At 70.6% G+C, this 16,987-nt stretch carries 13 protein-coding genes; 5 read left to right on the top strand and 8 right to left on the bottom strand.

Going from position 1 to position 16,987, the window contains the following annotated elements; translation table 11 throughout:
- Positions 1-38: 38 nt before the first annotated feature.
- The 3 genes from ACFP2V_RS34175 to ACFP2V_RS34165 form a co-directional block, all read right to left on the bottom strand.
- Positions 39-371, bottom strand: a complete 333-nt coding sequence (locus ACFP2V_RS34175) for a thioredoxin family protein (RefSeq protein ID WP_381219172.1) — start codon at positions 369-371, stop codon at positions 39-41.
- Positions 368-796, bottom strand: coding sequence for a MerR family transcriptional regulator (locus ACFP2V_RS34170; RefSeq protein WP_381219170.1), 429 nt, complete (start codon positions 794-796; stop codon positions 368-370). Before ACFP2V_RS34170 ends, ACFP2V_RS34175 begins: the two co-directional genes overlap by 4 nt.
- A 173-nt stretch (positions 797-969) precedes the next feature.
- On the bottom strand, positions 970-2,361 hold the full coding sequence (locus ACFP2V_RS34165) for a cation:dicarboxylate symporter family transporter (RefSeq protein WP_381219168.1): 1,392 nt from the start codon (positions 2,359-2,361) through the stop codon (positions 970-972).
- A 175-nt stretch (positions 2,362-2,536) separates the two neighbouring features.
- On the opposite strand from ACFP2V_RS34165, the gene ACFP2V_RS34160 reads away from it, so the two are divergent.
- Both ACFP2V_RS34160 and ACFP2V_RS34155 read left to right on the top strand, forming a co-directional pair.
- Positions 2,537-4,201 carry a sensor histidine kinase gene (locus ACFP2V_RS34160; RefSeq protein WP_381219166.1) on the top strand — a complete coding sequence of 555 codons (1,665 nt, stop codon included), beginning with the start codon at positions 2,537-2,539 and terminating at the stop codon, positions 4,199-4,201.
- On the top strand, positions 4,198-4,884 hold the full coding sequence (locus tag ACFP2V_RS34155) for a response regulator (RefSeq protein ID WP_381219165.1): 687 nt from the start codon (positions 4,198-4,200) through the stop codon (positions 4,882-4,884). The genes ACFP2V_RS34160 and ACFP2V_RS34155 overlap by 4 nt, the downstream gene beginning before the upstream one ends.
- 74 nt (positions 4,885-4,958) lie before the next feature.
- Here ACFP2V_RS34155 and ACFP2V_RS34150 read toward each other — a convergent pair whose 3' ends face one another.
- Positions 4,959-5,984 carry an ATP-dependent 6-phosphofructokinase gene (locus ACFP2V_RS34150; protein ID WP_381219163.1) on the bottom strand — a complete coding sequence of 342 codons (1,026 nt, stop codon included), beginning with the start codon at positions 5,982-5,984 and terminating at the stop codon, positions 4,959-4,961.
- Between the two features lie 377 nt (positions 5,985-6,361).
- Here ACFP2V_RS34150 and pta point away from each other — a divergent pair, with 377 nt between their 5' ends.
- The 3 genes from pta (at position 6,362) to pyk (ending at position 11,284) form a co-directional block, all read left to right on the top strand.
- Positions 6,362-8,470 (top strand): phosphate acetyltransferase, encoded by a 2,109-nt coding sequence (gene pta / locus ACFP2V_RS34145; protein ID WP_381219161.1) that lies wholly within the window; start codon positions 6,362-6,364, stop codon positions 8,468-8,470.
- Between the two features lie 92 nt (positions 8,471-8,562).
- Positions 8,563-9,783: an acetate kinase gene (locus ACFP2V_RS34140; RefSeq protein ID WP_381219178.1), complete on the top strand. Its 1,221-nt coding sequence runs from the start codon at positions 8,563-8,565 to the stop codon at positions 9,781-9,783.
- A gap of 73 nt (positions 9,784-9,856) precedes the next feature.
- Positions 9,857-11,284: a pyruvate kinase gene (gene pyk, locus ACFP2V_RS34135; protein ID WP_381219159.1), complete on the top strand. Its 1,428-nt coding sequence runs from the start codon at positions 9,857-9,859 to the stop codon at positions 11,282-11,284.
- A gap of 113 nt (positions 11,285-11,397) precedes the next feature.
- Here pyk and ACFP2V_RS34130 read toward each other — a convergent pair whose 3' ends face one another.
- The 4 genes from ACFP2V_RS34130 to ACFP2V_RS34115 all read right to left on the bottom strand — a co-directional run bounded on the left by ACFP2V_RS34130 (position 11,398) and on the right by ACFP2V_RS34115 (position 15,852).
- The gene (locus ACFP2V_RS34130; protein ID WP_381219157.1) at positions 11,398-12,807 is read right to left on the bottom strand and encodes a hypothetical protein; all 1,410 of its coding nucleotides are present in this window, start codon (positions 12,805-12,807) and stop codon (positions 11,398-11,400) included.
- Positions 12,797-13,393, bottom strand: coding sequence for a DUF6114 domain-containing protein (locus ACFP2V_RS34125; protein ID WP_381219155.1), 597 nt, complete (start codon positions 13,391-13,393; stop codon positions 12,797-12,799). The genes ACFP2V_RS34130 and ACFP2V_RS34125 overlap by 11 nt, the downstream gene beginning before the upstream one ends.
- A 190-nt stretch (positions 13,394-13,583) precedes the next feature.
- Positions 13,584-14,225: a DUF6230 family protein gene (locus ACFP2V_RS34120; RefSeq protein WP_381219153.1), complete on the bottom strand. Its 642-nt coding sequence runs from the start codon at positions 14,223-14,225 to the stop codon at positions 13,584-13,586.
- Positions 14,226-14,871: 646 nt separating this feature from the next.
- Positions 14,872-15,852: a tetratricopeptide repeat protein gene (locus tag ACFP2V_RS34115; RefSeq protein WP_381219151.1), complete on the bottom strand. Its 981-nt coding sequence runs from the start codon at positions 15,850-15,852 to the stop codon at positions 14,872-14,874.
- Positions 15,853-16,987: the final 1,135 nt, after the last annotated feature.

The raw sequence follows: 16,987 nt of genomic DNA, 5'->3' as shown, positions 1-16,987 counted from the left end.
GGGGTTTCCTTTGTTCGGTGCCGACTCGGGACGGCGGCTCAGATCACCTCGTCCAGTTCCTCCAGCAGCCGCCGCTTGGGCCTGGCGCCCACCATCGACCGCAGGGGTTCCCCGTCCCGGAACACCATGAACGTCGGCATCGACAGCACCTTGTACGCGTTGGTGGTGGCCGGGTTGGCGTCCACGTTCAGCTGGACGACCTTCAGCCGTTCGCCCTGCTCGGCGGCGAGCGCGCTCAGCACCGGTGCCATCTGCCGGCACGGCGGGCACCAGTCGGCGGTGAACTCCACCAGCACCGGCAGTCCGGCTCCGATCACCTCCGTCGCGAAGTCCGCGTCCGTCACCTCCGTCACGCCTTTCGCCCTGCTCATCCGTGCCGCCCTCCCAGTTCGCACACCGGTTCCGGACCCCCCGGAGCCGCAGCGTCGGCGGCCAGCTCGTCCCGCGCCCGCTCTGCCCGCGCCAGCTGCGCCCCGACGCCCGCCCGTACGGCCTGCAGCTCGCCGATGAGCGCGTCGAGTTCGTCCAGCTTGCGCCGGTAGACCGCGAGCGAGGCGGGGCACGAGTCGCCCTCGGGGTGCCCGGCCCGCAGGCACTCCACGAACGGCCGGGTCTCCTCCAGCTCGAACCCGAAGTCCTGGAGCGTCCGGATCTGCCGCAGCAGCCTCAGGTCGTTCTCGTCGTACGTCCGGTGGTTGTTGCCCGTACGCCGTGCGGGAAGCAGTCCCCGTGACTCGTAGTACCGCAGCGTCCGCGTGGTGGTCCCGGCGCGTGCGGCCAGCTCGCCGATTCGCATACCGGGGAACGTACGCCTTGACGTCGGCGTCAGGGCAAGGCGGGACGAGACGAATCCGAACCCGAACGGAAAAGGGCCGAGCGGCCGGGCTCACGGGGGAAGGAGTCCGGCCGCTCGGCGGCGGGGAAAGCGCTGGGGTGTCAGCGCTGGTGCGGCGGAAGGACGCCGCGGTGTCAGGCCTTGGCCAGCTCCTTCTCGCCGCCCGCTTCGGGGGCCTCGGCGTGCCTGGCGGGGCCGTCGTCGTCGCGCTCGTCCAGCAGGGTGGTCTCGTCGAAGGGGAGGGCGCCGGAGAGGACCTGGTTCACCCGCTCCTTGTCGATCTCCTTGGTCCAGGTGCCGATCAGCACCGTGGCGACCGCGTTGCCCGCGAAGTTGGTCAGGGCGCGGGCCTCGCTCATGAGGCGGTCGATGCCGACGATGAGGCCGATGCCGTCCACCAGGGCCGGCTTGTGCGACTGCAGACCGCCGGCCAGCGTCGCCAGGCCCGCACCGGAGACACCGGCGGCGCCCTTCGAGGCGACCAGCAGGAAGAGCAGCAGCGGGATCTGCTCGCCGATCGACATCGGCGTGCCCAGGGCGTCGGCGATGAACAGCGAGGCCATGGTCATGTAGATCATGGTGCCGTCGAGGTTGAAGGAGTAGCCGGTCGGGACGGTGATGCCGACCACCGGCTTGCTGACACCCAGGTGCTCCATCTTGGCGATGAGCCGCGGCAGCGCCGACTCGGACGAGGACGTGGACAGGATCAGCAGGAACTCCCGGCCCAGGTACTTGAGCAGGGACCAGATGTTCAGACCCGCGACGATCCGCACCAGTGCGCCGAGCATCACGAAGATGAACAGCACGCAGGTGATGTAGAAGCCGAGCATCAGCACCGCGAGGCTCTTCAGCGCGTCCACGCCGGCGGAGCCGGTGACCGCGGCCATAGCGCCGAACGCACCGATCGGCGCGGCCCACATGATCATGGCGAGGACCCGGAAGACCAGCCGCTGGATGTGCTCGATCCCGCGCAGAACCGGCTGGCCGGCCTTGCCCATGGCCTGCAGCGCGAAGCCGCACAGCAGCGCGACCAGCAGGGTCTGCAGGACCTCGCCCTGGGTGAAGGCGGAGACGATCGTGGTCGGGATGATCCCGAGCAGGAACTCGGTGGTGTCCTTGGCCTCCGCGTCGACCTGGGCGTGGCCGGTCTCCTTGACCGCGTCGGTGACCGCGAGACCCGCTCCCGGGTCCAGGATGTTGCCGACGACGAGGCCGATACCGAGCGCGACCAGCGACATCACCATGAAGTAGCCGAGGGCGATACCGCCGACGGCGCCGACCTTGGCGGCCTTCCGGACGGAGCCGATGCCCAGCACGATGGTGCAGAAGATGATGGGCGAGATCATCATCTTGATCAGGCTCACGAACCCGGTGCCGATCGGCTTCAGCTCGACCGCGAAGTCGGGTGCGACCAGACCGACGGTGATACCGAGGGCGACCGCGATGATCACCGCGATGTAGAGATAGTGCGTGCGGTCCCGCTTCACTTGGGGAGCGGCAGGTGCCGTATCGGCTGTGCTGGTCACGGCGGCCTCCTTGACGACGTCGTCGGCATCACCGGCGTGCGGCTCACGTCCGGGGGATGGGGATCGGGGTTGGGGGGGTGGGAGTGGGGACTGCCGTGACTATGTCCTGCCTTGTGAGCGTGGTCACCCTTCCGTTCATTTAGTTCACGCCTGCATGGGGATGCACACTGACGGGATGCGCATCACCCTCCCGAAACCCCGCAGCCTCGCGGCCCAGCTCTTCGCCATGCAGGCGGTGCTGATAGCGGTGCTCGTGGTGGGATACGCGCTGTTCAGCTATGTCGGCAACCACAACCAGGCGGAGGCGGCGGCGGGCCGCCAGGCCACGGCGGTGGCCCTGTCGATCGCGGACTCCCCCTCGGTGCGGGAGGCGATCCGTACCGCCGATCCCTCGGCGACGCTCCAGCCGTACGCGCTGGCGGTGGTGCGTGACACCGACATCGACTTCGTCACGATCATGGATCCGCGGGGCATCCGCTGGACCCACCCCGACCCGGACCAGATCGGCCTGCCCTTCCGCGGCCACACCGCTGCCGCCCTCGCGGGCCACACCTTCGCCGAGACCTACACCGGCACCCTCGGCCCGTCCGTCCGCGCGGTCACCCCGGTCCTGGACGGTGACCGGATCGTCGGCCTGGTCAGCGCGGGGATACGGGTCGATTCGATCAGCCGGCTTGCGCAGGGTCAGCTGACCGCGCTGCTCGCGGCCGCGGCCGCCGCCCTGGGGCTCGGCGCGATCGGCACGTACGTGATCAACGCCCGGCTGCGCCGGCACACCCACGGGATGAACGCGTCCGAACTCAGCCACATGCACGACTACCATCAGGCCGCGCTGCACGCCGTGCGCGAGGGGCTCCTGATGCTGGACGGGCAGTACAGGGTGGCGTTGATCAACGACGGCGGCCGGGAGCTGCTGGGTGTGGGGCCGGAGGAGGACGTGGTGGGCAGGTCGGTCGCGGAACTCGGTCTTCCGGCACCGCTGACGGGTGCGCTGCTCGGCTCTCAGCCGCGGGTCGACGAGGTGCATCTGACGGCGGACCGGGTGCTGGTGGTGAACACCTCCCCGGTGTCGGGCGGTGAGCGGCGCGGTTCGGTGGTGACCCTGCGCGATGTGACCGAACTCCAGTCGCTGATGGGCGAGCTGGACTCGGAGCGGGGCTTCACGCAGGCGCTGCGTTCGCAGGCGCACGAGGCGGCGAACCGGCTGCACACCGTCGTCTCGCTGATCGAGCTGGGCCGGGCCGAGGAGGCGGTCGACTTCGCGACCGCCGAGCTGGAACTGGCCCAGGCGCTCACCGACCAGGTGGTGGCGGCGGTGGGCGAACCGGTGCTGGCGGCGCTGCTGCTGGGCAAGACCGCCCAGGCCAACGAGCGGGGCGTGGAGCTGGAGGTCACGCCGGACAGCCGGCTGGACGACGGGCTGCTGCCGGACACCCTGCCCGCCCGGGACCTGGTCACCATCCTGGGCAACCTGATCGACAACGCGGTGGACGCGGCGCTGGGCGGCATCAGTCCCCGGGTGACGGTCACCGCCCTCACCGACGCCGGCTCGGAGCTGATCCTTCAGGTGTCCGACACCGGTCCGGGCGTGGACCCGGACCACACCGAGGCGCTCTTCCAGCGGGGCTTCACGACCAAGCCGTCGGGGCCGGGCGGGCGCGGGCTGGGCCTGGCGCTGGTACGGCAGGCGGTGAACCGGCACGGCGGCACGCTGACGGTGACGTCGGAGGAGGGAGGCGGCGCCCGCTTCGAGGTCCGCCTTCCCCTGCGGGCCGCCACTGGGAACCGTACGGTCGCGAACGATGCCATGGCGGGCTCGGGCACGGGAGGCACGGCATGACCGGCAGACCGCCCATCCGCGTCCTGGTGGTGGAGGACGACCCCGTCGCCGCCGACGCCCACGTGATGTACGTCGGCCGGGTGCCGGGGTTCGTCGCCGTCGGCAAGGCCGCCACGGGCGCCGAGGCCTGCCGGGTGCTGGAGCGCACCCCCGTCGACCTGCTCCTTCTCGACCTGCACCTGCCCGATGTGCACGGGTTGCAGCTGGCCCGCTCGCTGCGGACCGCGGGGCATCACGCGGACGTCGTCGCGGTGACCTCGGCACGGGACCTCACGGTGGTGCGCGAAGGCGTGTCGCTGGGGGTCGTCCAGTACGTGCTGAAACCGTTCACCTTCGCGACGCTGCGGGACCGCCTGGTGCGGTACGCCGAGTTCCGGGCCGCCGTGGGCGAGGCCAGCGGCCAGGCCGAGGTGGACCGGGCGCTGGCCGCCCTGCGCGCCCCCGGGCCGGCCGCCCTGCCCAAGGGCCTGAGCGCACCGACCCTGGAACGGGTGACCCTGGCCCTGCGCGCCGCCGACGAGGGCCTGACGGCCAGCGGGGTGGCGGAGGCGGTGGGCATCTCCCGCATCACCGCCCGCCGCTACCTGGAGCACCTGGTCGACGCGGGCCGCGCGGGCCGGCGCCCCCAGTACGGGGCCGTGGGGCGACCGGAGTTGCAGTACCGGTGGGTGACGGGCCCGTAAGGCCGTACGCCGGGGCCATGACGCGGGTACGGCCTCCCGCGCCGAGGTCGTCGGACAGGTCGGGGCGCCGTCCGTCAGTAGACCGACTCGGCCTCGTCCATGCGGTCCTTCGGGACCGTCTTCAGCTCGGTGACGGCCTCCGCGAGCGGGACCATCACGACGTCGGTCCCGCGCAGCGCGGTCATCCGGCCGAACCGCTCCTGGTGCGCGGCCTCCACCGCGTGCCACCCGAAGCGCGTGGCGAGCACCCTGTCGTACGCGGTCGGCGTGCCACCGCGCTGGATGTGGCCGAGGATGACCGGCCTGGCCTCCTTGCCGAGGCGCCGCTCCAGCTCGTGGGCCAGTGCCGTGCCGATGCCCTGGAAGCGCTCGTGGCCGAACTTGTCGATCTCACCCTTGCCGTAGTCCATGGTGCCGTCGGCGGGGTGAGCGCCTTCGGCGACGCAGATCACCGCGAACTTCTTGCCGCGGGCGAAACGCTTTTCGACCATTTTCACCAACTGGTTCGGGTCGAAGGCCCGCTCGGGAAGGCAGATGCCGTGGGCGCCGGCGGCCATGCCGGACTCCAGGGCGATCCAGCCCGCGTGCCGGCCCATGACCTCGACGACCATGACCCGCTGGTGGGACTCGGCGGTGGTCTTCAGCCGGTCCATCGCCTCGGTGGCGACGCCGACGGCGGTGTCGAAGCCGAAGGTGCGGTCGGTGGAGGAGATGTCGTTGTCGATCGTCTTCGGCACGCCGACCACCGGCAGGCCCGCCTCCGACAGCATGTGCGCCGCGGTGAGCGTGCCCTCGCCGCCGATCGGGATGAGCGCGTCGATGCCGAAGTCGCGGATCATGTCCGAGGCGTTCTCGCAGGCCTCGCGGAGCCGGTCGCGCTCCAGCCGGGAGGAGCCGAGTATGGTGCCGCCGCGGGCGAGGATGCCGCTGACCGCGTCGAGGTCGAGGGTGCGGTAGCGGCCGTCGAGCAGGCCGGCGTAGCCGTCCTCGAAGCCGATGACCTCGTCGCCGTAATTGTCGACCGCTCGGTGCACGACCGACCGGATCACTGCGTTCAGGCCGGGGCAGTCGCCGCCTGCGGTGAGAACTCCGATACGCATCGTGCAGTCGTCTCCTGGTCGCTGGGGATACCGGTGAGCCATCTCCGATTGTTCCATGCCGCCCGGCGCGCCGGGGCCCCCTCCCTTGCCCGGTTTCCGGCTCCCCTGCCTTTCCCCTGTCCTTTCCCCGTCCTGTCCTCCGTCCCCGGCCCGGGTCCGGCTCCCTTCCCGGCTCCTTCGGGGCGCGCCCCGGCCGCCCCGTTCCTGCCGCGCGTCCCGGCCGCGTGGCCGACCCCTCGGCCGGGCACCCCCACCAGCGGCGGAGGTACTGTCGAGGAGGATCCGCCCGCCCCGGCGGGCGGGTGTCGGCCGGCACCGGGAGGGCCCCGGTCCGCAGGGCCCGAAGCACCGCGAGACCCCGACGAAACGGAGCATGCGTGACCCGCAGTGTGTACGTCACCGGTATCGACCGTGGCGACGGCCGCCAGGTCGTCGACCTGGGAGTGATGGAACTCCTGACCCGGCAGGTCGACCGGGTGGGCGTCTTCCGTCCCCTGGTGCACGACGGCCCGGACCGCCTCTTCGAGCTGCTGCGCGCCCGCTACCGGCTCACCCAGGACCCGGCGACCGTCTACGGCATGGACTACCAGGAGGCATCCGCCCTCCAGGCCGAACGCGGCCCCGACGAACTGGTGTCGACGCTGGTCGACCGGTTCCACCTGGTCGCTCGCGAGTACGACGTCGTCCTCGTCCTCGGCACCGACTACGCCGACACCCAGTTCCCCGACGAGCTGTCCCTGAACGCCCGCCTGGCCAACGAGTTCGGCGCCTCGGTGATCCCGGTCGTGGGCGGCCGCAGGCAGAGCTCCGAGTCGGTGCGCGACGAGACCCGCAACGCCTACCGCGCCTACCACAACCGGGGCTGCGACGTGCTCGCCATGGTGGTCAACCGGGTCGCCCGCGAGGACCGCGACGAGATCGCCGAGCGGCTCGCCTCCCGACTGCCCGTGCCCTGCTACGTCGTCCCCGACGAACCCGCGCTCGCCGCCCCCACGGTGGCCCAGATCGCCCACACCCTCGGCGCGAAGGTGGTGCTCGGCGACGACTCCGGACTGGCCCGCGACGCCCTGGGCTTCGTCTTCGGCGGCGCCATGCTGCCCAACCTCCTCGCCGCCCTGACCCCCGGCTGCCTGGTCGTCACCCCGGGCGACCGCGCCGATCTGGTCGTCGGCACGCTGGCCGCGCACAGCGCCGGCACCCCGCCTATAGCCGGCGTGCTGCTCACCCTGGACGAGGTGCCCGGCGACCACATCCTCACCCTCGCCGCCCGCCTCGCTCCCGGTACCCCGGTGCTGTCGGTGCCCGGCAACAGCTTCCCCACCGCCGAGCAGCTGTTCTCCCTGGAGGGGAAGCTGAACGCGGCCACCCCGCGCAAGGCGGAGACCGCGCTCGGCCTCTTCGAGCGGTACGCCGACACCGCCGAGATCACCCGGCGGGTCTCCGCGCCCAGCAGCGACCGGGTGACGCCGATGATGTTCGAGCACAAGCTGCTCGAACAGGCCCGCTCCGACCTGAAGCGGGTCGTCCTGCCCGAGGGCGACGAGGAGCGGGTGCTGCGCGCGGCCGAGGTGCTGATGCGCCGGGGCGTGTGCGACCTCACCCTGCTCGGGCCGGTCGACCGCATCCACAAGCAGGCCGCCGACCTCGGCATCGACCTCGGCGACACCCAGCTGATCGACCCGGCCGAGTCCGAGCTGCGCGACGCCTTCGCCGAGAAGTACGCCGCCCTGCGCGCGCACCGGGGCGTCAGCGTCGAACTGGCCTACGACGTCGTCTCGGACGTGAACTACTTCGGCACGCTGATGGTGCAGGAAGGGCTCGCCGACGGCATGGTGTCCGGCTCGGTGCACTCCACGGCCGCGACCATCCGGCCGGCCTTCGAGATCATCAAGACCCGGCAGGACGCGTCGATCGTCTCGTCCGTCTTCTTCATGTGCCTGGCCGACCGGGTCCTGGTCTACGGCGACTGCGCGGTCAACCCCGACCCGGACGCCGAGCAGCTCGCCGACATCGCCGTGCAGTCGGCGGCCACGGCCGCACGGTTCGGGGTGGAGCCGCGGATCGCGATGCTGTCGTACTCGACGGGTACGTCGGGCTCCGGCGCCGACGTCGACAAGGTGCGCGAGGCGACCGAGCTGGTCCGCGCGCGCCGCCCGGACCTCAGGGTCGAGGGCCCGATCCAGTACGACGCGGCCGTGGAGCCGTCGGTCGCGGCGACCAAGCTGCCGGACTCCGAGGTCGCCGGGCAGGCGACCGTGCTGATCTTCCCCGACCTGAACACCGGCAACAACACCTACAAGGCCGTGCAGCGCTCGGCCGGCGCGGTCGCGGTCGGCCCGGTGCTCCAGGGTCTGCGCAAGCCGGTCAACGACCTGTCCCGGGGCGCCCTCGTCCAGGACATCGTGAACACCGTCGCCATCACGGCCATCCAGGCCCAGTCCCCCGCCCCGGCGTCAGCCCCGAGCGAGAAGGCAGCCACCCAGTGAGCGCCCACCCGTCACCCACCACCGCCCTGCCCGACGAGCTGCGCTCGGCCCCTCCTGCCCACCCGTCGCCCACCACCGCCCTACCCGACGAGCTGCGCTCGGCCCCTCCTTCTCGGGTCCTCGTCCTCAACTCCGGTTCCTCGTCGGTGAAGTACCAGCTGTTGGACATGAACGACAGCAGCCGGCTCGCGTCCGGCCTGGTCGAACGGATCGGTGAGCGGACCTCGCTGGTCCGGCACACGCCGTCGGCGTCGGGCGGGGAGCTCAGGGAGCGGACCGGACCGATCGCGGACCATGAGGCCGCCCTGAAGGCGATGGCCGAGGAGCTGGCCGCCGACGGGCTGGGGCTGGACTCCCCCGAGCTGGCCGCGATCGGGCACCGGGTGGTGCACGGCGGGATGCACTTCACCGAGCCGACCGTCATCGACGACGCGGTGCTCGCCGAGATCGAGCGGCTCATCCCGGTCGCCCCGCTGCACAACCCGGCCAACCTGACGGGCATCCGCACCGCGATGGCGCTGCGCCCGGACCTGCCGCAGGTCGCCGTCTTCGACACCGCTTTCCACACCACGATGCCGGAGTCGGCCGCCCGCTACGCGATCGACGTGCGGACCGCCGACGAGCACCGGATCCGCCGCTACGGCTTCCACGGCACCTCGCACGCGTACGTGTCCCGGGAGACGGCCCGGCTGCTCGGGAAGGCGTCCGAGGAGGTGAACGTCATCGTGCTGCACCTGGGCAACGGGGCGTCCGCCTCGGCGGTGCGGGGCGGGAGGTGCGTGGACACCTCGATGGGGCTGACGCCCTTGGAAGGGCTGGTGATGGGTACCCGGTCGGGAGACATGGACCCGGCCGTCATCTTCCATTTGACGCGCGTTGGCGGAATGTCCGTCGACGAGATCGACACTCTTCTCAACAAGAAGAGTGGTCTGGTCGGCCTGTGCGGTGACAACGACATGCGGGAGATCCGCCGCCGGGTCGACGCGGGTGACGAAGAGGCGAAGCTCGCGTTCGACATCTACATTCACCGTCTGAAGAAGTACATCGGCGCCTATTACGCCGTTCTCGGCCGGGTGGACGCGGTGGCGTTCACCGCCGGGGTCGGCGAGAACGCCGCACCGGTGCGGGAGGCGGCCGTGGCGGGCCTGGCCGGGCTGGGCCTGGAGATCGACGCCGAGCGCAACGGCGCGCGCGGCGCCGGGCCGCGGCTGGTCTCGCCCGAGGGTGCGCGAGTCGCGGTCGCCGTGGTCCCGACGGACGAGGAAATGGAGATCGCCACACAGACCTACGCACTGGCCGGAAAGCGCAATTGAGCAGCCACTTCCTCATGTGTACCTTCCGCCAGACGGAATATTCCGGAGCGAAACAAACCGATAGGATCGTCCCATGCGCCGTTCCAAAATCGTCTGTACTCTCGGCCCCGCGGTCGACTCCCACGAGCAGCTCGTCGCTCTGATCGAATCCGGCATGAACGTGGCCCGCTTCAACTTCAGCCACGGCTCGCACGCCGAACACCAGGGCAGGTACGACAGGGTCCGTGCCGCCGCCAAGGAGACGGGCAGGGCCATCGGTGTCCTCGCCGACCTCCAGGGCCCGAAGATCCGTCTGGAGACCTTCGCCGAGGGCCCCGTCGAGCTGGTGCGCGGTGACGAGTTCACCATCACCACCGAGGACGTCCCGGGCGACCGGACGATCTGCGGGACGACCTACAAGGGCCTGCCCGGTGATGTCTCCCGCGGCGACCAGGTGCTGATCAACGACGGCAACGTCGAGCTGAAGGTGCTGGACGTCGAGGGCTGCCGGGTCAGGACGATCGTCATCGAGGGCGGCGTCATCTCCGACCACAAGGGCATCAACCTGCCCGGCACGGCGGTGAACGTGCCCGCGCTGTCCGAGAAGGACATCGAGGACCTGCGGTTCGCGCTGCGCATGGGCTGCGACCTGGTCGCCCTGTCCTTCGTCCGGGACGCCAAGGACGTCGCCGACGTCCACCGCGTGATGGACGAGGAGGGCCGCCGGGTGCCCGTCATCGCCAAGGTGGAGAAGCCGCAGGCGGTGGAGAACATGGAGGACGTCGTGATGGCGTTCGACGGTGTGATGGTCGCCCGCGGTGACCTCGCCGTCGAGTACCCGCTCGAAAAGGTCCCGATGGTGCAGAAGCGCCTGATCGAGCTCTGCCGACGCAACGCGAAGCCGGTGATCGTGGCGACCCAGATGATGGAGTCGATGATCACCAACTCCCGTCCGACCCGCGCCGAGGCCTCCGACGTGGCCAACGCGATCCTGGACGGCGCGGACGCGGTCATGCTGTCGGCCGAGTCGAGCGTGGGCGCCTACCCGATCGAGACCGTGCGGACGATGTCGAAGATCGTCCAGGCGGCCGAGCAGGAGCTGCTGTCCAAGGGCCTGCAGCCGCTGGTGCCCGGCAAGAAGCCGCGCACGCAGGGCGGCTCGGTGGCCCGTGCCGCCGCCGAGATCGCCGACTTCCTCGGCGGCAAGGGCCTGGTGGCCTTCACCCAGTCCGGCGACACCGCCCGCCGGCTGTCCCGCTACCGCGCGGGCCAGCCGATCCTGGCGTTCACCACCGACGAGTCCACCCGCAACCAGCTCACGCTCAGCTGGGGCGTGGAGCCGCACGTCGTGCCGTTCGTGAACAGCACGGACGAGATGGTCGACCTGGTCCAGCAGGAGCTGGTCCGGCTGCACCGCTTCGACGAGGGCGACATCGTGGTGATCACCGCCGGTTCTCCGCCCGGCGTCCCCGGCACCACCAACATGGTCCGCGTCCACCACATGGGCGGCGCCACCAGCTGACCGGCCGACGCGTGCACAGCACGTACGGCACCGAGGGCGCCCCCTGCGGAAGGGGGCGCCCTCGGTGTTCTCCGCGGCTCCCGAAGTGGGCCGCCGGGTACTCGGGCAGGCGCTCAGTCGGCGTACTGGCGCAACCCCGGGATGTGCAGGGTCCCGCCGAACTGACCGGCCTGCTGCACCGTCACATCCGTGAAGTAGATCAGGGGGATGTTGAGCGGCGGCGGGTTCTCCGGATCGAAGATGACCGGTATCAGCCCGAGCAGCTTGCCGGAGATGCTCTCCGTGTACATCACGGTGTCGCCGTCGCGGATGGTGGACGTCGACCCCTTGGCCGCCTGCACGTGGTGGGTCTTGCCGGACTGCTTGTCCTCGACCGTCTGGTGCAGGTCGCCGATGTCGGTGCCGTTGGAGACGACGTACTTCAGGACCTTCTTGATCTTGCCGCTCGCGGTCCGCACCTCGACGATGCCCTGGTAGTCGGCACCCTTCAGCGTCAGCGAGCTGGCGTTCAGGAACCACGGGTCCTCGGGCAGCAGGATCTTGTTGTCGACCCCGCCCTCGGCGTCGGTGGCGACCGGGCAGTCGTCGACGTCGGCCGTGGCGCTCTCGGAAGGGCTCGGCGAAGCGGTGGCCTTGGGGGTCGCGGTCGCCTCCTCGGCCTCCGCAGCGGGTCCCTCCACCTCCTCGGCTGCCTGGCCCGCCGTGCCGACGGGTTCCCCGGCGGCGCCGTCGGCGGCTTCGGTGGTCTTCTCGGTGGTCTCCCCCGCCGGGTCCGCGGCGTCCTCGGCGGAGCTGTCCGTGGCGGACGCGGAGGCCGACGGGGTGGGGCTCGCGGTCGCCTCGCCGGTCTCCTCGTCCTTCGGGGTGAGGAGGTCGGTGACGGCGTCGCCGAGCTTCTCCAGGGCGTTGCGGTCGGTCTCCGAGGGGGACGGCTCGGGCTCCTCGGCCCCGTCGCCGGAGGCTTCGGAGGTGGCGGGCGCGGCTTCGTTCTTGCCGTCCTTGTCGTCGGAACCTGAATCCGGCGAAGAGGACGAGTTCCTGCCCGTGCCCTTGTCCGTGCCCTTGTCCGTGCCCGTGCCCTTGTCCGTGCCCGTGCCCGTGCCCTTGTCCGTGCCCGTGTCCGCACCGGAGTCCCCGGCCGCGTCGTCGCCGGCGGAGGCCGAGGGGCTCGGTTCCGTGGCGGGGGCCCCATCGTCCGGGGAGGGCGTGTCACTCGCCGACGCGGACGGGCCTGCCGAGGAGGACACGCCGTTCTCGGAGTCCTCCAGAGCCGCCACGCAGTCCTTGTACTCGTCGGCGGTCAGGCTCCTGGACTTCGGCTGCTCGTCGGCCTGGGCCAGTGTCGGCGTGAACCCCATGCCCATCAGGACCGCGGTCGGCATCGCCGCGAGGGCGATCGCTTTCCCAGCCGGCATGTGGAACCTGGTGAACAGCGGCTTCCGGGGGGCCGCGTGGCGCGGCCCTCTTCTGTCCGGGGTCAGGGCCGCGGGAGCACTCTGGTCTCGCATCTCGTCAGCCGACACGGTGTCCCCTGTCACGGTCCTCGATCCGGGCGTCGTCCGCCTCCCCGAGGTCGTCGGCCTCGTACGGGGGGTGCGGCTGCCCCGCCTCGCCCGCAGGGCCCTCGGGCGCGCCCTGGGGGATGTCCTCCCGAGCACCGTTCCCGGACGGTCCACCGAAGAACTTCCAGCGCCCGCCCGCCTCACTCTGCGGCTTGTCCGGCACCCAGGCCAGGGCCAGCGCACCACCGATCATCGCGAGCAGGTAGCCGACCACGAAGCCACCTATGTTGGAGACCACCAGGGACACCAGGGCCAGAAGGATCGACGCCACACCGGCGAAGATCCGGGTGGCCTGCTGGAACCACATGGTCAGACCCAGCGTGATCAGCAGGACACCGATGATCAGAGAGCCCGCGCCGGCGGTCGTCGCCATGGCGATCGACATGTGGCCCAGCTGCAGCGTGGCGTAGGGGAAGTAGGCGATGGGCACCCCGCCGAGCAGGGTGAACAGACCCGCCCAGAACGGCCGGTGGCCCCGCCAGTCACGGAATCGCAGACGCAGCCGGGTGAACGTCCCGGCGCTCTGGACCGGAGTCTCGGCACTCATGGATACAGCTCCCTGGTCCGGTGAAGTTACCTACCGGCTCGGCCTGGGGGTGGAGAAGCCGGAAAGTCTGAGTCTGTGCGAACACCCGGGTACGAAGCACCGGGCTGGGTGTGCGGGGCGGAGAAGCGACCGCTTCCCCGCCCCCACTCGGCCGCTCAGCCGGCCAAGGACGTCTCCGGAGCGGAGTCCGTCAGTAGCACTCCATCTTGGAGTCCGTGCCCAGACGCATCTTCAGGCCGCTGAGCTTGAACGTCCCGGCAGTGGTCGCCCACGCCGTCTGCTTGACGTTGGTGAGGTCGGCCTTCTGCGCCTGCTGGGCGAAGCCGCCCGGCAGCGCGTTCTCGCCCTGCTTCACCGCGGGTCCGCGGGTCTTGTCCTTGACCGCGACACCGATGTCGATGTTGGTGAAGGTCGCATCGGCATCGAGCTGAGCAACGTCGATGTAGAGGTTCTTGGCCTCGACCTTGTGCTGCGCGTTCGGACCCGCGTCCAGACGAAGGTAGATCGTCCCTACGCCGGGAATATTCGTCTTGACGGACTGGCACATCTTGGTGATCTCGGCACGGTCGAACGACGAGATCGCCACCGGGTGCTGGGTCTTCTCGCCGCCCGCGATCGACGAGTAACCGGTGTCGATACCTCCGTACTGGGCGAAACCCCAGCCCTCGAGGTGATCGGCCGTCACCTTGAAATCCTGGCCGGAAACGCTGAACGACGCCGCGAGGGCACCCTGCGCCAGGCCGACGCCCACCGCGGCCGTGGCGACCACGCTGGGCACCATGACCACGGCGAACCGCTTCCATCTGGTCCCGCCACGCACCTGGGACTCCATATTTCCTCCTTCTCGGACGTACATCTCCTGCTCTGACGCGCCGCCAGTCGGCGGACGGCCGGGCAGGGATGGGAGAAGCACTACGTCCTCGGGAAGGAGAGCGCCGCGCTCGACAGCGCACGAAGCGCCCGAATCGCCGGCGATCACCCCCGAGCGACAACCACTGGTCGCGCCTGACACACATCACGCACAACCTGCTGGACAGGCTTCGCCGGGTGGGCGAAGACCCCCCTGTCCAAGAACCGGCTCCGCTGCCCGCCGGTTCTACTCGGTGGGGACCCAGGAGCGCCCGTGTCCCGACCGGATGTCGGGGTACGGGCGATGGACCGAGCGTCGCCGATCGTGGTGCATTCTCGCCGCCCGCACAAGGGGGTTCGTTACTTGCCAGTAATGGCCGGATGGCCGAGGGGCGACCCGCTGACATCGGACGGCGACCCTGGGTGCCCTGGAGGGGAATCGCAAAACAGTTGATCAGTGGACAGAATCTGACAGATCAACGCAGGTGGCTTACTCGCAGTAACAGCGGCCGCGATTGCCAAGTTTTGGCAAAGCGCGGCCGCACTGGCCTCCGTCGGCCATTCCTTCACTCGGACATCACTCGTCCAAAAACCGCCTTTCGGCGGCCGGAACCAGGTGCCCGCCCCGTTCAGAACAGGGCGCGTGCCAGCGCCCGGCGCGCGGCGACGACCCGCGGGTCGTCGGCCCCGACCACCTCGAACAGCTCCAGCAGCCGTACCCGTACGGCATCGCGGTCGTCGCCCACCGTATGTCCCACCGTCTCGATGAGCCGGCCGAAGGCGTCCTCCACATGACCGCCCACCAGGTCCAGGTCGGCGGCGGCGATCTGCGCCTCGACGTCCTTCGGCTTGCCGGCGGCGTCCGCGCGCACCTGCTGCGGGTCCAGCCCCTGCACGCGGTGGAGCAATTCGGCCTGGGCGAGACCCAGCTGGGCCTCCGGGTTGCCCGGGTCGTCGGTGAGCACGTTCTTGTAGGCCTGGATCGCGCCGCCCAGGTCACCGGCGTCCAGCGCCCGCACCGCGGCCTCCAGCAGGGCGTCGTACGGACCGACGGGCTCCTCGGCCTCCGAGGCAGCACCATCGCCCCCGGGCACGGCGTCGAGGTCGACGGTGAGTCCGGTCAGGCCGAAACGCTCCTCGGCGACCTGCACCAGCTGGTCCAGGGTCTGGCGGATCTGCGCCTCGCCGGCGGCCCCCTGGAAGAGCGGCAGCGCCTGTCCGGCCACCACCGCGAACACCGCCGGGATGCCCTGGATCCCGAACTGCTGCATCAGCATCTGGTTGGCGTCGACGTCGATCTTGGCGAGCAGGAAGCGCCCGTTGTACTCGACGGCGAGCCGCTCCAGGACGGGGCTCAGTTGCTTGCAGGGCTCGCACCACTCGGCCCAGAAGTCGATGACGACCGGGACCTCGGTGGACCGCTGCAGGATGTCGCTCTCGAAGCCGGCCTCGTCGACGTCGATGACGAGGTCGGCCGGGGAGACGGCGCCCCCGCCGCCCTGCCGGACCGCTTCCGCGCGGGCCTGCTCCGCCTTTGTCTTGGCCTCCTGGGCCGCCTTCACCGCGGCGAGGTCGACGACTCCGCTCATGGACATGTTCCGTGGCTGCATGCCTCCATCCTCCCCCGTACTCCGCGCGTCTTTGACTCCTCCCCTCCCCAAGGGGAGGAAATTCCTGGCCCGGGCGGCCACCCGGGGCAGCGCACCAGGCGGTCTTACGCCCTCGGCACCAGCCGGGTCGAGACCAGCCCGGACGAGCATCACGCGTACGGAGGCCCTGTCCCGGGGGATACGGTTCCGCATGCGGCGCAGGTGCGGGTGCGGATGCGCTCACCCAGCGGCAGTACGTGCTGCGCTCCGCAGTGCGCGCAGTCCATCGTGGTGTGCGCGGGGCGTACCGGGCAGGTGCACGGCGCGTCCGTGCTCGCGGCCCCTCTCGATCAGAGCCGCCTCGGTGGCGCTGGCCGGCGGCCTTGCGGGCCATAGTCGTCCTGAGTCGTCCGGGCAAGGAACCCCGGCTTGAAATCCTCGACCGCGGCAGCCTCGCCGCGGACGTCGAGGGCGTGGTCCTGCAGTTCGCGGTGCCGGCTGCGCCGCATGACGGGACACCATCCGCTGCCGCCCCTGCCGCCCTCCTCTGCCGCACGTCATGGCGCGGGGTCGGGCAGAGGGCGGGAGCGACTACCTTACGGAAAGGTGTGAGCAATCGGCGGGCGAATGTCATTTCGGCGCTCGTACGAGCGGTTCAGTGACAGTCGAGGGCGTGGTGCTCACGCCGTGCGGGGAGGGTGTCGTTCCCGGGTGAGTACGCACGCCGGCGTTTGCCCGCCCTGGAGTACGTCAGACGGGCCGAGGAGGCACTGAGCGCGTCCGGGACTCGAAGCGGACACGCGGCCCGCTCTCTCCCCACCGCGTGGGGCAACTCCGTCTCGTACGCCGTGCAGGACCGACCCGTACGCGCACCGCAGCGCCCCGCACCGGTCGGGCAACTTCGATGCGGGGCACTTGTCTTCCGCTAGGGGGTGTTTCGAAAGTCCTGTGCGGTGCCCGCGGTGCTCGGTGCGTGCTCTCGGCGTGCCGGAAGAAAGCCCTCGTACTGGACGTACTTGGGCTTTCGGCCGGTGCGGCGAGAGTGCGTGCCGGGTGCCGTGGGCGCTGTGCGGGACTTTCGAAACACCCCCTAGTAGGGCTTTGTTAGGTACCCCGGGTGTCCAAGGAAGGGCGGGGTCGTGATTTTCTCTCGGCT

Source organism: Streptomyces incanus, from assembly GCF_042656345.1.
Classification (GTDB): Bacteria; Actinomycetota; Actinomycetes; order Streptomycetales; family Streptomycetaceae; genus Streptomyces; species Streptomyces incanus.
This window is presented reverse-complemented; position numbering and strand designations above follow the sequence as displayed.

Coding starts and splice junctions, on each gene's coding strand:
- ACFP2V_RS34175 (WP_381219172.1), bottom strand. CDS start 371: ATGAGCAGGGCGAAAGGCGTGACGGAGGTGACGGACGCGGACTTCGCG.
- ACFP2V_RS34170 (WP_381219170.1), bottom strand. CDS start 796: ATGCGAATCGGCGAGCTGGCCGCACGCGCCGGGACCACCACGCGGACG.
- ACFP2V_RS34160 (WP_381219166.1), top strand. CDS start 2,537: ATGCGCATCACCCTCCCGAAACCCCGCAGCCTCGCGGCCCAGCTCTTC.
- ACFP2V_RS34155 (WP_381219165.1), top strand. CDS start 4,198: ATGACCGGCAGACCGCCCATCCGCGTCCTGGTGGTGGAGGACGACCCC.
- ACFP2V_RS34150 (WP_381219163.1), bottom strand. CDS start 5,984: ATGCGTATCGGAGTTCTCACCGCAGGCGGCGACTGCCCCGGCCTGAAC.
- pyk (WP_381219159.1), top strand. CDS start 9,857: ATGCGCCGTTCCAAAATCGTCTGTACTCTCGGCCCCGCGGTCGACTCC.
- ACFP2V_RS34125 (WP_381219155.1), bottom strand. CDS start 13,393: ATGAGTGCCGAGACTCCGGTCCAGAGCGCCGGGACGTTCACCCGGCTG.
- ACFP2V_RS34120 (WP_381219153.1), bottom strand. CDS start 14,225: ATGGAGTCCCAGGTGCGTGGCGGGACCAGATGGAAGCGGTTCGCCGTG.
- ACFP2V_RS34115 (WP_381219151.1), bottom strand. CDS start 15,852: ATGCAGCCACGGAACATGTCCATGAGCGGAGTCGTCGACCTCGCCGCG.